This is a genomic window from Bradyrhizobium sp. AUGA SZCCT0105 (genome assembly GCF_018129565.1).
Classification (GTDB): Bacteria; Pseudomonadota; Alphaproteobacteria; order Rhizobiales; family Xanthobacteraceae; genus Bradyrhizobium.
Genome location: NZ_JAFCMK010000001.1, coordinates 850661 through 870408, shown reverse-complemented (window position 1 = coordinate 870408; position 19748 = coordinate 850661). Strand labels below are relative to the sequence as shown.

The 19748-nt window shown below is 64.1% G+C and carries 17 protein-coding genes; 3 read left to right on the top strand and 14 right to left on the bottom strand.

The genetic code is table 11. The features are described from left to right. Positions 1–3: 3 nt before the first annotated feature. Positions 4–531 (bottom strand): DUF4269 domain-containing protein, encoded by a 528-nt coding sequence (locus JQ573_RS04185; RefSeq protein WP_212311599.1) that lies wholly within the window; start codon positions 529–531, stop codon positions 4–6. A 225-nt stretch (positions 532–756) separates the two neighbouring features. After that, positions 757–2385 carry an isocitrate lyase gene (locus tag JQ573_RS04180; RefSeq protein WP_092124626.1) on the bottom strand — a complete coding sequence of 543 codons (1629 nt, stop codon included), beginning with the start codon at positions 2383–2385 and terminating at the stop codon, positions 757–759. A gap of 144 nt (positions 2386–2529) precedes the next feature. Between JQ573_RS04180 and JQ573_RS04175 the strand changes: the two genes are divergently transcribed. After that, positions 2530–3969, top strand: a complete 1440-nt coding sequence (locus JQ573_RS04175) for a short-chain fatty acyl-CoA regulator family protein (RefSeq protein WP_176533082.1) — start codon at positions 2530–2532, stop codon at positions 3967–3969. A gap of 9 nt (positions 3970–3978) precedes the next feature. On the opposite strand, the gene serA is transcribed toward JQ573_RS04175, so the two are convergent. The 3 genes from serA to JQ573_RS04160 form a co-directional block, all read right to left on the bottom strand. Next, positions 3979–5232 carry a phosphoglycerate dehydrogenase gene (gene serA / locus JQ573_RS04170; protein WP_212311714.1) on the bottom strand — a complete coding sequence of 418 codons (1254 nt, stop codon included), beginning with the start codon at positions 5230–5232 and terminating at the stop codon, positions 3979–3981. 375 nt (positions 5233–5607) lie between these two features. After that, positions 5608–5976 carry a BA14K family protein gene (locus JQ573_RS04165; RefSeq protein ID WP_212311600.1) on the bottom strand — a complete coding sequence of 123 codons (369 nt, stop codon included), beginning with the start codon at positions 5974–5976 and terminating at the stop codon, positions 5608–5610. Positions 5977–6134: 158 nt separating this feature from the next. Beyond that, the gene (locus tag JQ573_RS04160; RefSeq protein WP_249131207.1) at positions 6135–6413 is read right to left on the bottom strand and encodes a hypothetical protein; all 279 of its coding nucleotides are present in this window, start codon (positions 6411–6413) and stop codon (positions 6135–6137) included. 515 nt (positions 6414–6928) lie between these two features. Here JQ573_RS04160 and JQ573_RS04155 point away from each other — a divergent pair. Then, a complete protein-coding gene (locus tag JQ573_RS04155) occupies positions 6929–7861 on the top strand; it encodes an AraC family transcriptional regulator (protein WP_212311601.1) in 933 nt (310 codons plus the stop codon). A 33-nt stretch (positions 7862–7894) separates the two neighbouring features. Here JQ573_RS04155 and JQ573_RS04150 read toward each other — a convergent pair whose 3' ends face one another. The 8 genes from JQ573_RS04150 to deoC form a co-directional block, all read right to left on the bottom strand. Further along, on the bottom strand, positions 7895–8986 hold the full coding sequence (locus JQ573_RS04150) for an ABC transporter ATP-binding protein (protein WP_212311602.1): 1092 nt from the start codon (positions 8984–8986) through the stop codon (positions 7895–7897). Positions 8987–9069: 83 nt separating this feature from the next. After that, the gene (locus JQ573_RS04145; RefSeq protein ID WP_312011393.1) at positions 9070–10509 is read right to left on the bottom strand and encodes an extracellular solute-binding protein; all 1440 of its coding nucleotides are present in this window, start codon (positions 10507–10509) and stop codon (positions 9070–9072) included. 49 nt (positions 10510–10558) lie between these two features. Beyond that, positions 10559–11596, bottom strand: coding sequence for a carbohydrate ABC transporter permease (locus tag JQ573_RS04140; protein WP_212311604.1), 1038 nt, complete (start codon positions 11594–11596; stop codon positions 10559–10561). Further along, entirely contained in the window at positions 11593–12468 is an 876-nt protein-coding gene (locus tag JQ573_RS04135; protein WP_212311605.1) for a carbohydrate ABC transporter permease, read from the bottom strand. Before JQ573_RS04135 ends, JQ573_RS04140 begins: the two co-directional genes overlap by 4 nt. A 7-nt stretch (positions 12469–12475) precedes the next feature. After that, on the bottom strand, positions 12476–13399 hold the full coding sequence (gene rbsK / locus JQ573_RS04130) for a ribokinase (RefSeq protein WP_212311606.1): 924 nt from the start codon (positions 13397–13399) through the stop codon (positions 12476–12478). Between the two features lie 4 nt (positions 13400–13403). Next, positions 13404–13859: an RbsD/FucU family protein gene (locus JQ573_RS04125; protein WP_212311607.1), complete on the bottom strand. Its 456-nt coding sequence runs from the start codon at positions 13857–13859 to the stop codon at positions 13404–13406. 177 nt (positions 13860–14036) lie between these two features. Further along, positions 14037–16424, bottom strand: a complete 2388-nt coding sequence (locus JQ573_RS04120; RefSeq protein ID WP_212311608.1) for an aldehyde dehydrogenase family protein — start codon at positions 16422–16424, stop codon at positions 14037–14039. 10 nt (positions 16425–16434) lie between these two features. Beyond that, complete coding sequence (gene deoC, locus JQ573_RS04115) at positions 16435–17352, bottom strand: deoxyribose-phosphate aldolase (protein WP_409334644.1); 918 nt, start codon at positions 17350–17352, stop codon at positions 16435–16437. A 348-nt stretch (positions 17353–17700) separates the two neighbouring features. Here deoC and JQ573_RS04110 point away from each other — a divergent pair, with 348 nt between their 5' ends. Next, complete coding sequence (locus JQ573_RS04110; RefSeq protein WP_212311610.1) at positions 17701–18495, top strand: DeoR/GlpR family DNA-binding transcription regulator; 795 nt, start codon at positions 17701–17703, stop codon at positions 18493–18495. 80 nt (positions 18496–18575) lie between these two features. Here JQ573_RS04110 and JQ573_RS04105 read toward each other — a convergent pair whose 3' ends face one another. Further along, the gene (locus JQ573_RS04105) at positions 18576–19727 is read right to left on the bottom strand and encodes a substrate-binding domain-containing protein (protein WP_212311611.1); all 1152 of its coding nucleotides are present in this window, start codon (positions 19725–19727) and stop codon (positions 18576–18578) included. Positions 19728–19748: the final 21 nt, after the last annotated feature.

The following is a 19748-nucleotide window of genomic DNA, read 5'->3' as shown; positions in this document are numbered from 1 at the left end:
CGATCAGCCGAGGCCGCACGCCGCGAGCCGGGCGCGCAACGCGGCGTCCGTTTCGGCCGCGAGTTCGAGCAACCCGCGATAGGGATCGCCCGGTATCCCGAGCACGGCAGCGAACGCAGGCTCGGTCTTGAGGCCATCTGCCCGCAACTTGCCGACGGCTCGCCGCAGCCGTCCGGCATCAAGCGCGAGCAGCCGCCGCTCGACCTCGAAATGGATCCAGCCCTGCTGCTGGTCGACTGGACGCAGGTCACCGAACAGTTCGAACGGCCAGCCATCCCACACAAAGCGGGCAATGGCCGGCCGCGTTCCCGTGGCCCATCGGTAGAGCACGAAATCATCGGCCGATTGGTAGTGGGTCCAAACGATGTCCGCGAAAGCGTTCGGATCGGGCGCATGACAAACGATATCGATGTCGCTGCCCGGCACGGCAATGCCGAGTGGCAGCGTTCCCACGATGCGGGAATCGAACGGCTTGAGCAGCTCCATCACGGCGGAGCTGGTGACGGCGGATGCATAGTGCCCGACAGTCATCGCGTGGCGTGCCCTCGAGATCGCAGCGATGCAATAGCACGCTCGCGTGGAATGAGGGAACCTCGACAAGCCAGGCGAAGCCTGACGGGAACGGTCTTGCAAACGCTACGGGGCGAATTCGACCGCGCCACCGTGGTCGAAATCGCCCCGCCAAACGAGCAGACAGGCGAGACTGCCGCGCAATCCCGCCTGTCCAGCCGATGTCTAGATGACCTGTTCGATCGATCAGCCGAACTGGTTCATCGTGTTGTGGACGCCGCCCGCCTTGAGGGCGGCCTCACCGGCGAAGTACTCCTTGTGATCGTCGCCGATGTCGGATCCCGCCATGTTCTGATGCTTCGCACAGGCGATGCCCTGACGGATCTCCGCACGCTGCACGTTCTTGACGTAGCCGAGCATGCCCTGGTCGCCGAAATACTCCTTCGCGAGATTGTCGGTCGACAGCGCAGCCGTGTGATAGGTCGGCAGCGTGATCAGGTGGTGGAAGATGCCGGCGCGCTTGGCCGAATCCGCCTGAAAGGTACGGATACGCTCGTCGGCTTCGATCGCCAGCGGCGTGCCGTCGTATTCCACCTTCATCAGTTCGGCGCGGTTGTACTTGCTGACATCCTGGCCGGCTTCCTTCATCGCGTCGTAGACCTGCCAACGGAAGTTGAGCGTCCAGTTGAACGACGGCGAGTTGTTGTAGGCCAGCTTCGCGTTCGGAATGACCTTGCGGATGCGATCGACCATCGAGGCGATCTGCTCGATATGCGGCTTCTCGGTCTCGATCCACAGCAGGTCGGCGCCGTTCTGCAGCGAGGTGATGCAGTCGAGCACGCAGCGATCCGCACCGGTGCCGGGACGGAACTGGTAGAGATTGCTGGGCAGACGCTTCGGACGCATCATCTTGCCGTTCTGGTTGAGGATGACGTCGCCGTTGCGCGCATTGGCCGCCGTCACCTCCTCGCAGTCGAGGAAGCTGTTGTACTGGTCGCCGAGGTCGCCGGGCTTGTGGCTCACGGCGATCTGCTGCGTCAGGCCGGCACCGAGCGAGTCGGTACGGGTCACGATGATGCCGTCTTCGACGCCGAGCTCGAGGAATGCATGGCGGCAAGCGCGGATCTTCGCGATGAACACCTCGTGCGGCACGGTGACCTTGCCGTCCTGGTGGCCGCACTGCTTCTCGTCGGAGACCTGATTCTCGATCTGCAGGGCGCAGGCACCCGCCTCGATCATCTTCTTGGCGAGCAGGTAGGTCGCCTCGGCATTGCCGAAGCCGGCGTCGATGTCGGCGATAACGGGCACGACGTGGGTCTGGAAGTTGTCGATCTTCTCGATCAGCGCCTTTTCCTTGGCCTTGTCGCCTTCCTTGCGCGCCGCGTCGAGCGCGCGGAAGATGTCGTTGAGCTCACGCGAATCCGCCTGGCGCAGGAAGGTGTAGAGCTCTTCGATCAGCGCCGGCACCGAGGTCTTCTCGTGCATCGACTGGTCGGGCAGCGGTCCGAACTCGGAGCGCAGCGCAGCGATCATCCAGCCGGACAGATAGAGGTAACGGCGGTCGGTCGTGCCGAAGTGCTTCTTGACCGAGATCAGCTTCTGCTGGGCGATGAAGCCGTGCCAGCAGCCGAGCGACTGGGTGTACTTGGTGCTGTCGGCGTCATAGGCGGCCATGTCGGCGCGCATCAGCGCAGCCGTGTAGCGGGCGACATCCAGACCGGTCTTGAAGCGGTTCTGCAGGCGCATGCGCGCCACGGCCTCGGCGGTGACGCCGTTCCAGGTGTCCTTGGTCTTGAGCAGCGCTTCGGCCGCCTCAAGCTCGCTCTGATACGAAGCCGGCCCCTGGATGCTGATCCCGCGCGGTTGGAAGTTCATGTCCGTGATCCCTTCGGTGACGAAATAACTGGTCTCTTTGTAAGGCCAGCCTCGCCGGGAGCTAGACCTGGCGCGGAAAACTTGTCATAACTTACAAGATACCGATGTATTGTTGTAAGAATCTTACAATTGATGGATTAGGCGATGGTAACCTCAAGCGCCCGTTCCGTTTTCATGGGCCCGCGGCTGCGGCGGCTGCGGCGTGATCTCGGGCTGACCCAGGCCGACATGGCGGCCGATCTCGAAATCTCCGCCCCCTATGTCGCGCTGCTGGAACGCAATCAACGGCCGGTGACGGCGGATATGCTGCTTCGCCTTGCCCGGACCTACAAGATCGATCTGGCCGATCTCGCCGGCGACGGCGGCGCCGATCACACCGCGCGCATGCAGTCGGTTTTGAAGGAGCCGATGTTTGCCGACATCGACATCCCCGCGCTCGAGGTCAGCGACCTCGCGGTCAGCTATCCCGGAATGACCGAAGCGTTCCTGCGCCTCTATACCGCCTATCGCGAAGAGCAGCTGGCGCTGGCCGAGCGACGGGCGCCGGACCTGGTGGGTGGCGGGTCGCACCCGGGGCAGGAGAACTTTGACGCCAACGATCCCGTCGCGGAAGTCAGGCGATTTCTCGCCGCACGCCGCAACAATTTCGCCAACCTCGACGATGCCGCCGAGCGGCTCGTCCATGAACCGGCCGGACCAGCCGGATTTATCGAGCGGCTTCGCGAGCGCCACAAGCTCCAGGTCCGATATCTGCCGCCTAACGTCATGCTCGGCTCGGTCAGGCGACTGGACCTCCATCGCAGGCAATTGCTGCTCGAGGACTCGCTCGATACCGCAGGCCTCAATTTCCAGCTGGCCAAGCAACTCGCCTATCTGGAACTGGAAGGCGAGATCGGCGCGGCGGTGGAAGACGGCAAGTTCACCAGCAAGAGCGCCGAGTTGCTGGCCCGCCGCGCACTCGCGGCCTATGCCGCGGCCGCGCTCATCATGCCGTATTCCGTGTTTGCCAAAGCGGTCGAGACGCGCCGTTACGATCTGGAGGCGCTGGCGCGCCAGTTCGGCACCAGCTTCGAGCAGACCGCGCACCGCGTCACGACCCTGCAGCGGCCGGGTCTCGAGAAGGTGCCATTCTTCCTGATCCGCGTCGATCCGGCCGGCAACATTTCCAAGCTGCTCGATGGTGCCGGCTTCCCGTTTGCGAAGCACGGCGGCGCCTGTCCACTATGGTCGGTCCACGATATCTTCAAGACGCCGCGCCAGATCGTCACGCAGTGGCTGGAATTGCCCGACGGCCAGCGGTTCTTCTCGATCGCCCGCACCGTGACCGCCGGCGGCGGCGCGTTCGGCGCCATCCGCGTCGAGCGGGCGATCGCGATCGGCTGCGCCGCCGAGCATGCGAGCCAGCTGATCTACACGCGCGACGGACAGGGGCCGAACGCGGATGAGCCGACCCCGATCGGCGTCGCCTGCCGGGTCTGCCATCGCCCGCGGTGCGCGGCGCGGTCGGCGCCTCCGATCGGACGCGAGATTCTTCCCGACGATTTCAGAACCTCGAGCGTCCCGTTCGGCTTCTCGGCGGATTGACGAGATCGATCACCCCTGCGGCCGGTTCGCGTCATACAGCACCCGCACGCGGATCGTGCCGTCAATGTCTTTCAAGTCGGCCAGCAGTCCCTCGCCCTCGCCGCCGACAACGTCGGTCTCGAGCACGACATAGCCGACTTCCGGATCGGTCTGCAGATATTGCGCCAGGATGTTGATCCCGTGCCGGGACACCGCGTCGTTGACCTGACGCATGACGCCCGGAACGTTGCGGTGAACATGGATGAAACGGGTGCCGGTCGGTCGCGCCGGCAATTGCACCTGCGGAAAATTCACCGCCCCGAAGGTCGACCCGACATCGGAATAATCGATCAGCTTGCGCGCAACTTCGCCGCCGATCCGGTCCTGCGCTTCTTCCGTCGAACCGCCGACATGCGGCGTGAGGATGACATTGGAGAGGCCCTGCAGCGGCGAGACAAAGCGCGCCTCGTTCGACACCGGCTCAACCGGAAACACGTCGACTGCGGCACCCGCCAGCCGGCCCTCACGCAGGGCGCTCGCCAGCGCATCGAGATCGACCACGGTGCCGCGCGAGTTGTTGATCAGATAGGCCTCGGGCTTCATCAGCCGGAGCTGAGCTGCGCCAATCATGTTGGCGGTGGTCGGCGTCTCCGGCACATGCAGCGATACGACGTCGCTCGCTGCGAGCAACGCGTCAAGCGATTCAGCGGGCTCGGTATTGCCGTGCCGGAGCTTGTCGGTCTGATCAAAATAGACCACGCGCATACCCATGGCTTCGGCAAGGTTCGACAGCTGCGAGCCGATGTTGCCGTAGCCGACGATGCCCAGCGTCTTGCCGCGCACCTCACGGCTGCCTTCGGCGGACTTATCCCAGCCGCCGGCATGTGCGGAAACCGAACGCGGAAAGATCCGGCGGAACAGCATGACGATCTCGGCGATGGTCAGCTCCGCCACGCTGCGGGTGTTGGAGTATGGCGCGTTGAATACGGGTATTCCGAGCTTTCGCGCGGCGTCGAGATCCACCTGATTGGTGCCGACCGAAAAGCAGCCGACAACGAGCAATCGGTCGGCGGCTTCGAGGATTTCCGCGGTCAACTGGGTCCGCGACCGAATTCCCAGCATGTGGATGCCCGACAGCGCTTGCTTGAGCTCTTTGGACCCCAGCGCCTTGGGCAGGCGTTGCAACTCGGTATAGCCGTTGGCCTCGAACATCCGGACTGCGGAATCATTCACGCCCTCCAGCAGTAGCACGCGTATTTTGGTCTTGGGCAGCGACAGCATCATCAGGATCCGGGCTCGTGGGTTCGGGCAGGTCATGCACGAACGCAGTTTCGACGGATCAGGTGATAACATGGAAAACAATCGCGTCAGAAGCCGCCATGGGCGGCGCACCCTGCGATTTCCGATGAAGTCCCCTCGATCTGAGCCTCGAGACACAGAGCGGGAGCCGATTCGGCCACTTTAGCCATATTCAACTCGCCGGCAGAGGCGCCGCTGCGGCTCCTGGGGCGTCGAACGCCTGCTCCTGCTCACCGGCCGGAGCTCTGCCATCCCATTCGTGCTCAGCTCGTCGCCGAGGGGCGTGTCCGGAGCGGCGGGTTCACTTCGCTGCTCCGGTGCCCGCAAGCCGGCCGCAGTCGCGGCTTGCATCTCACCTGCTCACTGGCAGGGATAGCGCCGGCCGTCCTTTGCCTGGAACGTATTCGACGCCGGATCGTACGAGCGATAGCGCTGGGCGCAAGACGTCGCGTGCTGCTGGGCGGTGGCAGCTTCCTGCTGCGCGGCGGCGTTGGCCGCACCGGCCGCAATGACGCCCCCGATCAGGCCACCGACCAGTCCGCCGACGGCAGCGCCCCCGCCATTGTCATAGCAAGACCCGTAACGGCACCAGACCTTCTCCGTCACTGCCGGCACCGCGGCCGCAACGCCGGCACCGTGCTGTAACGGAGCCGAAATCGCGGAGACGGAAAACACCACCGCACCGGTGGCGGCCATCAAAACGACTTTCAGAATGTGAGCGCTACGCATCGTCTCTCCTGCTTCATTTCTGTGGGATGCAGGCCGGCGCCTGCGTCCCGATTCTCCAAGTATGGATTGTGGGCTCGCCTGGTCGGACCGGACGACACCCGAACACGCGCGGCCGGTTACACTTCGCGCGTCAGCGTGGATTCACAGATGGGCGGAGTTCATTGACCGACCGCATTCACGACACGGCAGAGGTTATCGCCGACACCTGGAGCCAATTGTCCGGGAGGCAAGATGAACGTCGCATCGACGCGGCTGCCTTTTCCGTCCTTGCGGACGACGACTTGCAACGTCTGTGGCCGGCCGGATCCGGTGGTCTCCTGCTGCGTGGTCACGGTGCCAAGCTTCTTGTCGACGTTCACACCGACAAAGCCCTCGGCCAGAACGGCGCGCGACACCTTGTCGAGGGCAGCACCGGGATTGACCGACGGGAAGGTCATCCAGGTCTTGTGCGTCATGCCCGTTACCATCGGAACGCCGGTGCTCTGGACGTGATCTGCGCAGCTATCGGCCAACGCAGGTATGGACGAAAGAACCGTGAGCGCGAATACGCAAGTTATCCTTGTAAGCATGCCTTCATAACCCGTTTGAGTAGGTCGAAAGCATTTAGGCCAAATGGGCTATGAGTCCATGGACGGCATCGCATTCCGGATGGAGGCATTCGGATTGTGGCTAGCACGATCCGCGACTCGATTGCGTGATCTGGATATCTTTTTCGGAAATCGGATACTGAAGGGATCGCGAAGGAGAGCGCGGGCCGAACACAGCAAAGCTGTGCTAGTGTTGTGATGCGGTCTATGCGTGTGGCGGACGCCCTGAACGATGGACACTCGATCCCGATGAATCGGGTCATTTCGCGGACAGCAAACATCCGATGGTTGGGAATTTGATGGTCGAAGACATACTCGTTGCACCTCCGACACGATCGGGATCATCGTTTGAGGAGCTGCTGGAAATGCTTCAGCCGCACGGGATCAATGCGCACTCCTCGCCGCGGCCTGACGAATCGTTTCGCTGGCATGCGGATATTGCAATTGGGGCGGAAATTGATGTGGTGCGGGCGGAACTGTCTGCGGGTTGGGATTGGCACTATTCGTACGAGAGTACGTCGGGAGAACTCGCGATAAGCCTGCTGAATGCCGGCAAGGCCGAAATGCGCATTGCGGGAAAGAGCGTGCAACGAACCCCCGCCGAGATCGCGATCGTGCCGCTTCCGACGATGCAGGCGCAGCGGGTCGAAGCGGTCGATGGACGATACGCGAGCGTCACGCTCACCTTGCACACGGGCATGGTGACAAAGGTGCTGTCCGCGACGTTCGGGAGCACAGCGCTGGAAGACCTCAATCTGACACCGATCGTCGATCTGTCGACCGGCGCCGGGCAGACCCTTCTTCAGCTTGTTCGTGCCAGCGCGACCGGCTTGTATGACGGCATCCTGGCGCGCTCTCCGAAAGCCAGCGCGCTGCTATCCGAGGCTGCGATCCAGCTCATCCTTGAGAACGTCCCGCATCGGCTGAGCGACCGGTTGAACCGCTACCCGCCGGATGCGCCGCCGCGTTACATTCGGCGGGCTGTCGAGTATATGCGGGCCAATCCTCATCTGCCGCTGACGATATCAGATATTGCCGCTACGGCTGGCGTCAGCAGCCGATTGCTGCAATTGGGCTTCCGCAAAATTCACGGCACGACGCCTGTCGCCTATCTGCGACAAATTCGGCTTGAGGCGATCCACGATGAGCTTTCGCGACCGGAGAACATGCTCCCGATCAGCGAAGTTGCACTGAAGTGGGGCTTTACACATCTGGGCCGTTTCGCAGCGGTGTACCGCTCCGCATTTGGCCTCTATCCGTCCGATACGGTGCGACGAGCCCGCGGGTTCTGCAGCTAAGAGAGCCACTGTCGCGCTGAACGCCGCGGCAGATCAGGAAATGGCCATCCCTGACGCCTTGTCGAACAAATGCGTTCGCTCGAGATCGAGCGCGACGTCGATGACATGATCCGGCTCAGCGGCAATGCCGACCGGCATTTGCGCGGTGAACGCAAAGCCGGCGACGGTCCCGATCACCAGCGTGTGCGGCCCCAGCGGCTCCACGTCCTTCACAAGCAGCCGGACGCAAGAACCCGCCGGCGCGCCTTGCTGCAACACATGATCGGGCCGCACGCCGAGCACCACCGGCTTGCCGGCGCTGCCCGCATAGGCCGCCTCACGCGACTTCGGCACGCGCAACGCCGTGCCCGATGGCGCGGTGAAGGTGAGCGCGCCGTCGCGGGCGATGATTTCGCCATCGATGAAATTCATGCTGGGCGCGCCCATGAAGCCCGCGACGAACAGGTTGCTGGGCTTCTCGTAGATCGTGATCGGATCGGCCGCCTGCTCGATCCGGCCTCTGTTCATCACCACGACGCGATCGGCCATCGTCATGGCTTCGACCTGGTCGTGGGTGACATAGACGATCGTCTTGGCGAGACGGCGATGCAGCGCCTTGATCTCGGTCCGCATCTCGATCCGGAGTTTGGCGTCGAGATTGGACAACGGCTCGTCGAACAGAAACACGTCCGGGCTGCGCACGATGGCACGGCCGATCGCTACGCGCTGGCGTTGCCCGCCGGAAAGCTGCTTGGGCCGGCGTTGCAGGTATTGCTCCAGATCGAGGACGCGCGCCACGTCATTGACGGCCTTCTCGATGCTGGCGCGCGATTCGCCCCGCACCTTCATGCCGTAACCAATGTTTTCGCCGACCGTCATGTGCGGATACAGCGCGTAGTTCTGGAACACCATCGCGCAATTGCGGAGGCCAGGGCGCAACTGCGTGACGTCGCGGTTGCCGATGCGGATGGTTCCGCTGGTGACGGCCTCCAGTCCTGCGATCATGCGCAATGTCGTGGTCTTGCCGCAGCCGGACGGGCCGACCAGCACGACAAACTCCTCGTCGGCCACATTGAGGTCGAGCCCCTCGATGATCTTGTAGGGCCCGTATGCCTTGCTGACGTTCTCGATCTCGACGTGCGCCATGGAATCCTTTTCCGTCCTTTCGTCGACGGCTGGTCAAGCCCCGGATGACGCTCGCGCATCATCCGGGAGGTCTCACTGGAAAGCTAGTTCTTGGGCGGGAGGCCCATCGCGGCGCGATAGGCGGCAAGCTGCTTGGTCCGGCCGAATTCGTCGGTCAGGCGATTCCACTCCTTCGCCATCGCGTCGAGCGCCGCCTGCGGCGTGGTCTGGCCGGCCAGCGCCTTGCCGAGCTCGATCTCCACGACCTCGGTATAGGAGAAATAGCCGGGCAGACGCATGTCGAGCGCGACGTTCTTGGCGTTGATGGAGTCCGATTGCGCGCCGAGATATTCCTTGGCCTCTTCCGGCGAGAAGATCTTGCTCCACAGCTGCAGATTGGCGGTGTGCGATTTGCGATAGGGATTGACGCCGCTGCCGCCGGTGATCGCCGCCTGGCCCGACACCTCCGGGCTCGTCAGCGTCTTGACGAAGTCCCACGCCGCCTGCTGGTTCTTGCCGGCCTTGGGCACCGCGATCTGCCAGCCGCCGAACGCCATGAACGGGCCCGGAAGCACGCTCGGGAACTTGTCCCATTTCTTGGTCTTCGCGTTCCAGATTTCGTCCGAACCGGGCAGCATCGCCGAGCCGACCTTGCCGGAGATCTTCGACTGCTTCGGATCGGCCGCGATCACACCGGTGTCGCCCCAGCCGATCGATTCCGCCACCTGGCCGCCGGCCACGGCAGCGTTCACCTCGCCGAACGAGAAGTTCAGCGCGTTGGGCGGCCCGAGCTTCGATGCGCGGATGTATTCCTCGAGCCCCTTCACCCAGCCGGGGTTGTTGATCTGCGCGTCCATCGTCTCGGGGTCGAAGAACATCGCACCCGGATAGTTCGGATTGTTGGCGTAGGCCGCGGCGTGGCTGAAGAAGAACCAGAACTGCTGACCGCCGCGACGGAAAGCTTCCGCCGTTCCCCACAGGCCCTTGTCGGGCCGCTGGAAGAACTCCGCAATGTCGAGATACTGCTTCCAGGTCTTCGGCGGCGCGAGGTCGTAGCCGTACTTGGCTTTGAACGCGTCCTTCTCCTTGGGATCGCTGAACAGGTCGGTGCGGTAGGTATAGGTGTGGACGTCGCCGTCCATCGATTGCGAGTAGATCTTGCCTTCCCACACCATCAGGCGTTCGCGATAGGCCGGCTCGATATCGTCCCAGTCCTTGCCGGACTGCATCTCCTTCGGCATCTCGCTGAGATAGGGGACGAAATCCGGCAGCCAGGCCGGTGCAAAGCTGACCAGGTCGAACGTCGCGTCGGACGCCGTGAGCGATGTCGCGATCTTCGGATAGAGCTCGGACCATGGAAACTCGACGACATTGACCTTGCCGCAGGTCTTCTTGGCCCATTCGTCCGCGCCGAGCTTGAGCGCGGATGCGATATACGGTCCGGTCTGCGACGCCACCGTCAGGGTGACGCCGGTGTAATCCGGACTGCAGGCAGCATTCGCCTGGCTCGCGGCACAGGCCATCGCGAGCGAGGTGGTCAGCATCAGGAACGTCCGTCGCAACATCGTCTAGTCCTCCCTACAAGGTTTTTTGCTATTTGATGGCCCCGAGCAGCAGGCCCGACCGCATCATCCGGCTGAGCAGCCCCGCCATGATCATCATGGGAACGATTGCGACGAGCGCCGCAGCTGAGATCGCCCACCATTCGTCGCCGCGCTGGCTGTTCTGTCCTGCCACCAGGATGGGCAGCGTCTGCCACCTGGAATTGGTCAGGAACAGCGCGAACAGAAACTCGTTCCAGACGAAGGCCAGCGTGATCATGAATGTCGCCAGCAGCCCGTTCATCGACATCGGCACCACGATGCCGAAGAAGATGCGCCAGCTCGGCACGTTGTCGACCATCGCCGCCTCCTCGACTTCGATCGGCACCGCCTCGAAGAAGTCGCGCATCAGCCAGACCACGATCGGCAGCGAGAAGGCGACGTAGCACAGCGTCAGGCCGACGAAGCTGTCGATCAGCTGGAAACCCAGCCGGCCGATCTCGCTGTAGAGCAGATACAGCGCGAAGGCCGTGACGATCGGCGGGAACATGCGCTGGCTGACGAACCAGAACAGGATGTCCTCATTGCCGAGGATCGGTCCGGGCAATGGCAGGCGGTTGGCGACGACAGCAGCGATCAACGCGATCGGAAAGGCGAGCAACAGCGCCTGCGGCCGGGTGAATCCGACCGTCGCGTTGAAGAGCAGATAGCCGCCGAGCGCGAGCAGGAAGAACACGAGGCCCGCACCAAGGCGGACCCTGAATTCGAACCGCACCAGCGCATAGGCCGCCATCGCGCCGATCGCGGTGGCGATGGCTGCCGCAGACAGGCCGACGATGGTCGAATTCAGGAAGGTGTGGAAGAACTCGCCGCGGATTCCCTGATAGAGATCGATGAACGGCTGCAAGGTCGGCGTGAAGTCGATGAACGGTAGATAGGTCGGCCCGCCGACCACGCCCGGCGGCGTCTTGAATGCGGTCACCACCACCCAATAGAGCGGAAACACCGTGATCAGGCACCAGACGAGGACGCCGACCGCGACCAGGCGGCGGCTCCATGGCGACAGTCCGGTCAAGCCCTGCCCGCTCATCGGCGCTTCTCCAGATGCGGCCGCAGCAGCGCCAGATAGGTGACGCCGATGATCGTGATCGCGATCAGGAACAGGAAGCTGAGCGCCGATGTGTAGCCAAGGTTGAACTTCTTGAAGCCTTCCTGATAGGCGAACAGCGTCAGCGTCTCGGTGTCCACGCCCGGGCCGCCGCCCGTCATCACGAACACCGTGTCCATGATCTTGTAGCTCTCGATCAGGCGGATGAAGACGATCGCGGCCGAGATCGGCAGCAGCATCGGAAAGGTGATGCCCCAGAACTGCTGCCAGGCGCTGGCATTCTCGAGCTCGGCGGCCTCGTAGACGTCTTCGGGAAGCGTTTGCAGGCCGGCCAGCATCATCAGGATGACGAACGGAGTCCACTGCCAGACCTCGACCGCGATGATGCAGGCGAGCGCCCAGTGTCCGTTGGTGAGGAACGGCAGGTTGACCAGGCCGAACTTCGACAGGAACTGGTTGAGCGGCCCCATCGTCGGGTTGAACATCATGCGCGCGACCAGCGCGACCGCGACGGGCGCCAGCAGCATGGGAAGCAGCAAGGCGACACGAAACAGCCGCTCGCCCGGCACCCGCGCGTTCAGCGCCAAGGCGACACCGAACCCGATCGCGTATTGCAGCCCGACGGCGATGAAGGCAATCATCGTCGTCGTGAAGATCGCGTTCCAGAACCGCGGCTCCTGCAGCAGCGTGGCATAGTTGCCGAGCCAGACGACCCGCGGCGGGATCGGCGGAATCAGGCGATAGCTCAGGAAGCTCGTGGTGAGCGAATAGATCAGCGGAAAGATCGAGATCGCCAGCACGACGAGCACCGCCGGCCAGATGAAGACATGCTTGATCGGATCATTCCGCATCATCGCGCGATCATCCCTTCAGCAGCGCGTCGATCTCCGCGCGCCGCGGCATCGCGGGCGCAGTGCCCGGTCGCGTCACCGAGATTCCGGCCGTGGCCGAACCGAACCGCGCAGCCTCGAGGGGATCGGCGCCGTCGGCGAGCGCCGCCGCAAAGCCGCCGACGAAGGCGTCGCCTGCGCCGGTGGTTTCGACCACCTTGCCGGCGGCAAAGGGCGGCACGTGCACCGAGCGGTCCCGCGCATGAAATAAAGCGCCGCGCTCGCCGAGCGTGATCAGCGCAGTTCCGGCGCCTTTCGCCAGCAAGGCATCGCCGGCGCGGCGGGCGCCGGCGAGATCGCTCACCGCGATGCCGGTCAACGCTTCGGCCTCGGTCTCGTTGGGGACGACATAATCGCAGAGCGCAAACAGGCCAGAGTCGAACTTGATCGCCGGCGCCGGGTTGAACACGGTGATGCTGCCGGCGGCGCGCGCGATCTCAAGCCCGCGCCGCGCCGCATCGACCGGCTGCTCGAGCTGCGTCACGAACACGCGGCTGTCGCGGATGGCGTCCGCCACCGCGTCGACATCGGCCGGGCCGATCCCGCCCGCCGCACCTGGCACCACGATGATCGCGTTATCGCCGCGCGTCTCGTGGACGTAGATGAACGCAGCTCCAGTCGGCGCGTCCGCCGTCCTGGCCACGCGCGGCCGGATTCCCTCGGCCTCCCAGGTCTTGATCGCGAGCTCGCCGAAGGCGTCGCTGCCGATCCGGGAGATGAAGCTCACGCTGGCGCCGGCCCGTGCGGCCGCGACAGCCTGGTTGGATCCCTTGCCGCCGGGCCCCATCGCGAATCCCGATCCGGCGATCGTCTCGCCGATCGCCGGCATATTGCCGGCGCGGAACGCCAGGTCGACGACGAAGACGCCGAGGACGGCGACGCCATTCTTGCTCATGTCGTCACTCCCCGTCCGGCGCGATCACGCCCTTGCTGAACAGGAAGCAACCGTAGAAGCGCCGCTCGCCGGTGGCGATCACGCAATAGGCCGTCTTGGCCTTCTCGTAGAACGCATGGCGCTCGACGCCGACGAGCGGCCAGGATCGTCCCTCGGCGCGATCGATCGCGGCCTGCACCTCGCGCTGCACGGGCGGCACTTCCTGGGCCTGGCCGACGATCTCCATGCGGATCGCGGCATCGTCGACGAAGGTATCGAGCGGCATCACCGAGAGAACGGCTTCGACCGCGTTGGCGGCACTCACATTGTCGATGCGCAACAGCCTGCCAAGCACGGTCTGGCGTGCGATCGAGTCGGCCGGAAAATTGGTGTCGCACACCACCAGGCGATCGCCGTGCCCCATCGCCCGCAGGGCGTAGAGCACGTCGGCATTGAGCAGTGGATTGATGCCCTTGAGCATGTTGCGTCCCTCCCTTGTCGTCCAAATCGCCGAACTCTGACGGTCCGGATCCCCATCCCTATCACCGCAAGGTGACGTCTCTAGCGCCCCGTTCCGATTGGATCCGAACGGGGCACTCGATTCCTGTTTGACGCGTTTTCTTCACGCGAACCGGTACCCACTTCGCTCGAAAACGCCCTAGTCGCCATACGGAATCCAGATGTTCTTCACCTGCACGGCATGACGGAGCAGGATCGGACCCTCGCTCGCGGCCTTGTCGTACCAGTCGATTGCGAGGCCTTGATCGACCAGCGTCCGCTTGAGATTGCCGATCGAGAGCCGTTCGGCCGCTGTCGAGGCATCCTGCGACCCGAACACCCAGAGCGCGTCGACATCGTCATGCTCGGCAAGGACCTTGACCAGATCGTTGCGGTCACCAGTGACGATGTTGACCACGCCGCCCGGTACGTCCGAGGTCTCGAGCACCTGGTAGAAGTCGGTCGCGGCGAGCGGATGCCGCTCGCTCGGCACGGCAACGACCCGGTTGCCCATCGCAACCAGCGGCGCGACCAGACTGATGAAGGCAAGCAGCGGCGCCTCGTCGGGACAGGCGACACCGACCACGCCGATCGGCTCATGCATCGCCAGCGCCACCCCTCGCAGCGGCGGTGCGTGGATGGATCCCTCGAATTTATCGGCCCAGGCGCCATAGCTGAACAGCCGCTCGATGCTCGCCTCGACTTCCGCGCGTGCCTTTGCTGCCGAGACGCCGGTCATGTCGGCGATGCGCCGAGCGAACTCGTCGCCGCGCGCGGAAAGATTCTCGGCAAGATAATAAAGGATCTGGGCCCGATTATGCGCCGTCGCCCGCGCCCACCCCTCGGCCGAACGCGCCGCGGCCACCGCATTGCGGATATCCTTGCGATTGCCTTCGCCTGCCTCGCCGAGACGCCGGCCCTTCGGTGAGAGCACCGCGCGCGAATAATTGCCGTCCGGACGGACCTGCTTGCCGCCAACGAACAGCTTGGCGGTTCGATCGATCGGCGGCACGTCGAATCCGGCGCTGGCGCCGGCCGCAATCGGCACCGGCGATGCCTTGGCCCGCGCCTTGCGCCCGCTCCAGGCCTTTGGCTTGAGATATTCGTACATGCCTTCACGGCCGCCCTCGCGGCCGAAGCCGGACTCGCGATAGCCGCCGAAGCCGACGCTGGCGTCGAACAGGTTGGTCGCATTGACCCAGACCACGCCGGCCAGGAGTTTCGGCGCGATGTCGAGCGCCAGCCCGATCGTCTCGCTCCACACGCTGGCGGCAAGGCCGTAGCGCGTGTTGTTGGCGAGCATCACGGCCTCGTCGGGCGTACGGAACGTCATCGCCACGAGGACAGGGCCGAAGATCTCTTCAGTCGCAACCGTCGAGGACGGATGCACGTTCCAGAGCAGGGTCGGCGGATAGAAGCAGCCTTCCGTCGGCATCGCACCGGACGCCTGATATTTCTCGGCGCCTTCCTTCACCCCGATCTCGACCAGCGACTTGATCCGCTCGAGCTGCACCGGCGCGACGACCGCGCCCATATCGATCGCCTTGTCGAGCGGCATGCCGACGCGAAGCGTCTCCATGCGGCGGATCAGGCGCCTGCGGAAGGTCTCCGCAATCCCCTCCTGCAGCAGCAGCCGCGAGCCGGCGCAGCAGACCTGGCCCTGGTTGAACCAGATGGCGTCAACCACGCCTTCCACGGCGCCATCGAGATCGGCATCATCGAACACGATGAACGGCGACTTGCCGCCGAGCTCCAGCGTGAGCGACTTGCCGGTGCCTGCAGTCGTTTGGCGGATCAACCGCCCGACCTCGGTCGACCCGGTGAAGGCGATCTTGTCCACGCCGGGACTTTCCACCAGCAACGCGCCAGTGGCGCCATCGCCGGTCACGACATTCAGCACGCCCGGCGGCAGGCCGGCGTCGGCAGAAAGTTCGGCGAACAGCAGCGCCGTGAGCGAGGTGAACTCCGCCGGCTTCAGCACCACCGTGTTGCCCGCGGCGAGCGCCGGCGCGATCTTCCAGGCCAGCATCAGCAGCGGGAAATTCCACGGGATGATCTGCCCGATCACGCCGATCGGCACCTGATCGGCGAATTCGCGGTCCTGCAGCTGCGCCCAGCCGGCGTGATAGAAGAAATGGCGCGCGGCGAGCGGCACGTCGAGATCGCGGGTTTCCCGGATCGGCTTGCCATTGTCGATCGCCTCCAGCACGGCGATCAGCCGGGCGTGACGCTGCAGCATGCGCGCCAACGCATAGAGATGACGCGCGCGGCCATGGCCGCCAAGCTTTGCCCACGCGACCTGCGCGGTGCGCGCGGCATTGACCGCGGCCTCGACATCGGCAGCGTTGCCCTGCGCGATGCGCGCCAGCGCCTTGCCGGTGGCAGGTTCGCTTGTCGTGAGGTGCTTGCCCGCATGCGGCGCTGTGAACTTCCCGGCGATGAAATGCCCGAACGTGGCGCCATGCCGCGCCAGCCAGGCGCGCGCCTCGCCGTCCGCCTCGGGCGCGGGGCCATACTCCATGGTCTCGAAATAATTGGCGACGCTCATCGCTGGAGTCTCATCCCACGGGGTGGCGGTTGAAAGCCGAGTAGTGGCCGGTCACGTGATGCTCAAGCTGCCGCTCGATGTCGGCGAGCAGGCTGGAGGCGCCGATCCGGAACAGATCCGGCTCGAGCCAGTCGCGCCCGAGTTCCTCCTTCATCAGGAACTGATAGTTGAGCACGTCCTTTGCCGTCGAGATGCCGCCGGCCGGCTTGAAGCCGATCTTGTAGCCGGTGCGCTCCTGATAGAGGCGGATCATCCGCAGCATCGCCAGCGTCACCGGCAGCGTCGCGTTGACGCCTTCCTTGCCGGTAGAGGTCTTGATGAAGTCGGCGCCGGCCATCATGCAGACCATCGAGGCCTTGGCGACATTGCGCAGCGTCTTGAGGTCACCCGTGGCGAGGATCGTCTTCAGATGCGCGTTGTCGCAGACCGCGCGGAAATCCCGGACCTCGGCGTAAAGCGCCCGCCAATCGCCGGTCAGCACGTGCTCACGCGTGATAACGATGTCGATCTCCTGTGCGCCATTCCGGACCGACGCCTCGATCTCCTTCAGCTTCAGCTCATGCGGCACGAGGCCTGCGGGAAACCCGGTCGAGACCGCGGCGACAGGGATGCCGGATCCGTCGAGCGCTTCGACAGCGGTGCCGACGAACCGATCGTAGACACAGACCGCTCCGGTATGCAGCGCGCGCCCAGCAAAGCCGAGTTGCTCGAGAAGGTCGCCGCGCACGGGCGCCTTGGCCTTGGCGCAGAGCCGCTTCACCCGTTCGGCCGTATCGTCGCCGTTCAGCGTGGTCAGGTCGATGCAGGTGACCGCCTTGAGCAGCCACCCCGCCTGTGCGTCCTTCTTCACGGTTCGCCGGCCCGGCAGGCTCGCGACCCGCCGTTCGGCGGCCGACAGGTTGATCCTGATGTCGTCGACCCAATCCATCTCGAGCGCACGGCCGCTGTTGCGCGGCAGCGGATGCAAATGCTCGCCGCCCGGGGAAGGCGATTGCACGGCCAACGGGGACGGATTCTGGATGAAGACGCTCTGCGTCATGAAACGCCTTGCGGTCCTAGCGAATCGACGAGGTGGCCAGATAGATTGAATGTGTCGATCGCAACATGTGATCCTCCCCTGACCTTGCCGCCGGGTTTGCCGCCTGCCGAGGACGATACCGTCTCGACACCGGATCAGCCCGCCGGACTGGATGTTATTATTGTAACAAATCGACGTTGATAAACTCACAACATTGTAAGATCATTGTCAATCGGATAAGCAAGCTCGGCGATCAAAATGGCTGAAACCTCCAACGCACGACCAAGCGAGACACGCGTCCAGCGCCTGCAGAGGCTGCGCCGCGCAGTCGAATCGAGTGGTGCGCTGCACCTGAAGGACGCCGCCGAGCTCCTCAGGGTTTCCGAAATGACAGTGCGGCGCGACCTCGCTGGTCCGGAGGCTGCCCTCGCTTTGCTCGGCGGCTACGTCGTCAATGCGGCGTCGCCGACCGGCATCAAGTACACGTTCGAGCAGGAAATCGACCAGCACACCCAGGACAAGCGCCTCGCCTGTCGAGCAGCCGCCGCCTCCATTAGGGAAGGCGATACGATCTTCATCGACTGCGGCACCACGATGCAGTCGCTGGCGGACTGCCTGCCCGAGGATCTGCCGCTCTCGGTGATCTGCTATTCGATGAACGTGGCGTCGATCGTGACGCACCGGCCGGGCACGCAGGTGATGCTGATGGGCGGGCTCTATCATCCCTCGTCGCAATCGTTCGCGTCGGACGACGGGCTGTCCTACCTGCGGAGGCTCGGGATCAACAAGGCCTTCATCTCCGCGGGCGGCGTGCACTGGACCCGCGGCGCGAGCTGCTCGAATTTTCACGAGGTCGCGGTCAAGCAGGCCGTCATTGAGACCGCGATGGAGAGCACCCTGGTGATCGACGCGAGCAAGCTCGGCAGTCTCAAGTCGGCATTCTTCTCCGATATCGCCGCGTTCTCGCGGATCATCGTCGGCGGCGCGGCGTCATCGGAGATGCGCAAGCACTTCCGCAGCCTTCCTGTCGAATACGTGACCAGCGCAACCTGATCCGAGCGGGGGCTGGCACGCCCGGATCAGGCTGCTCACGATGCGCGGGCTCGCGGGACCACGCATCGAACTCCTGCGGCTCAGTTGCAAGCGGGCTTTGCCTTGTTGCAGGCATCGGTCAGTTCCGGCGGCGGCTCCTTCTTGAACACCGTCTTGTAGGATTCCAGCACGTTCGACTGCGTCACCGGCAGCGACTGCACGCCGATCCAGCCGGGCGTTTCCTTGCCGAGCAGCGCGTTCATCATCGCCATCGCTTCCGCGACGCCCTGATCATAGGGGCGCTGCGAGCCGGTCGCCTTCAAGGGACCGCCCTTGGCGATCTCGATCGCCGATTGCAGGCCGAGATCGACGGTCGTGACCGGAATGTCGATGCCCTGCGCGCGCATCGAGCTCAGCGTATCGAGCGCCGGCTGATCCCAGACCGCGAACAGACCCTTGATATCAGGATTGCCGGTGAGGAAGTCACCCGCGATCTGCGACACCTTCGGCGGGTCGGTGAAGTCGACCTGCTTCATCTTGATGTCGGGACGGTTCTTCTGCATCCACTCGCGGACACCCTTGGTACGCTCGTTGGTGCTGAAGTAATCGACGCCGAAATTGACGAGGCCGATGGTCGCGCCCTGCGCCACGCAAGAGGCCAGGATCTGGGCCGCGATCTGGCCGTTGCCCTGGCTGTCCGCGGAGATCATCGAGGCATATTCCTCCGGATGCTTGAGGCCGGTCGGAATGCTGTCCATCAGCACGAGCTTGATGCCGGCCTTCGCGATCTTCTTGTAGGTCGGCGCGGTCGCAGTGAAATCGACCGGGATCGAGATGATGCCGTCCGGGTGCTGCTGGATGGTGTTCTCGATGTCGGCGATCTGCTTGTCGACCTGATATTCGGCGGACGCGACGCCGGTCACCGTCACGCCGTACTTCTTCAGCGTATCGGTGATGCCCTGGATCTGCAGTTGCGCCCAGTCGAGGTTGACGGTCTGCATGGAGATACCGACCTTGAAATGCTTCTCGTTGATCTTGGCGGCGTCGGCGTCCGACAGCGCGAGCACCTCCGGCGACGCGGCCTTCTCGCCGTGCGGCCCCTGGCCGACGATCGATTTCGGTCCAAGCGTCGCGAGATCGACGCCCTTGACGCAGCTTGCCGGCACTTCGGCACGGGCCGAGGGGGCAATCGAAATGGCCGTCGCCGCAATCAGCGCGGTCAGTGGCAGGGTTTGTCGCAAGATTGGCTTCATTGTTTCCTCCCTTTTTTGGTC

Bases quoted from the DNA above. Each gene is read 5' to 3' on its own strand.
- deoC (WP_409334644.1), bottom strand. From the start codon at position 17,352: ATGGATTGGGTCGACGACATCAGGATCAACCTGTCGGCCGCCGAACGG.
- JQ573_RS04110 (WP_212311610.1), top strand. From the start codon at position 17,701: ATGGCTGAAACCTCCAACGCACGACCAAGCGAGACACGCGTCCAGCGC.
- JQ573_RS04180 (WP_092124626.1), bottom strand. From the start codon at position 2,385: ATGAACTTCCAACCGCGCGGGATCAGCATCCAGGGGCCGGCTTCGTAT.
- JQ573_RS04105 (WP_212311611.1), bottom strand. From the start codon at position 19,727: ATGAAGCCAATCTTGCGACAAACCCTGCCACTGACCGCGCTGATTGCG.
- JQ573_RS04150 (WP_212311602.1), bottom strand. From the start codon at position 8,986: ATGGCGCACGTCGAGATCGAGAACGTCAGCAAGGCATACGGGCCCTAC.
- serA (WP_212311714.1), bottom strand. From the start codon at position 5,232: ATGATGCTGTCGCTGCCCAAGACCAAAATACGCGTGCTACTGCTGGAG.
- JQ573_RS04140 (WP_212311604.1), bottom strand. From the start codon at position 11,596: ATGAGCGGGCAGGGCTTGACCGGACTGTCGCCATGGAGCCGCCGCCTG.
- JQ573_RS04145 (WP_312011393.1), bottom strand. From the start codon at position 10,509: ATGCTGACCACCTCGCTCGCGATGGCCTGTGCCGCGAGCCAGGCGAAT.
- JQ573_RS04160 (WP_249131207.1), bottom strand. From the start codon at position 6,413: ATGACCTTCCCGTCGGTCAATCCCGGTGCTGCCCTCGACAAGGTGTCG.
- JQ573_RS04135 (WP_212311605.1), bottom strand. From the start codon at position 12,468: ATGATGCGGAATGATCCGATCAAGCATGTCTTCATCTGGCCGGCGGTG.
- JQ573_RS04175 (WP_176533082.1), top strand. From the start codon at position 2,530: ATGGTAACCTCAAGCGCCCGTTCCGTTTTCATGGGCCCGCGGCTGCGG.
- JQ573_RS04185 (WP_212311599.1), bottom strand. From the start codon at position 531: ATGACTGTCGGGCACTATGCATCCGCCGTCACCAGCTCCGCCGTGATG.
- rbsK (WP_212311606.1), bottom strand. From the start codon at position 13,399: ATGAGCAAGAATGGCGTCGCCGTCCTCGGCGTCTTCGTCGTCGACCTG.
- JQ573_RS04125 (WP_212311607.1), bottom strand. From the start codon at position 13,859: ATGCTCAAGGGCATCAATCCACTGCTCAATGCCGACGTGCTCTACGCC.
- JQ573_RS04155 (WP_212311601.1), top strand. From the start codon at position 6,929: ATGCTTCAGCCGCACGGGATCAATGCGCACTCCTCGCCGCGGCCTGAC.
- JQ573_RS04120 (WP_212311608.1), bottom strand. From the start codon at position 16,424: ATGAGCGTCGCCAATTATTTCGAGACCATGGAGTATGGCCCCGCGCCC.
- JQ573_RS04165 (WP_212311600.1), bottom strand. From the start codon at position 5,976: ATGCGTAGCGCTCACATTCTGAAAGTCGTTTTGATGGCCGCCACCGGT.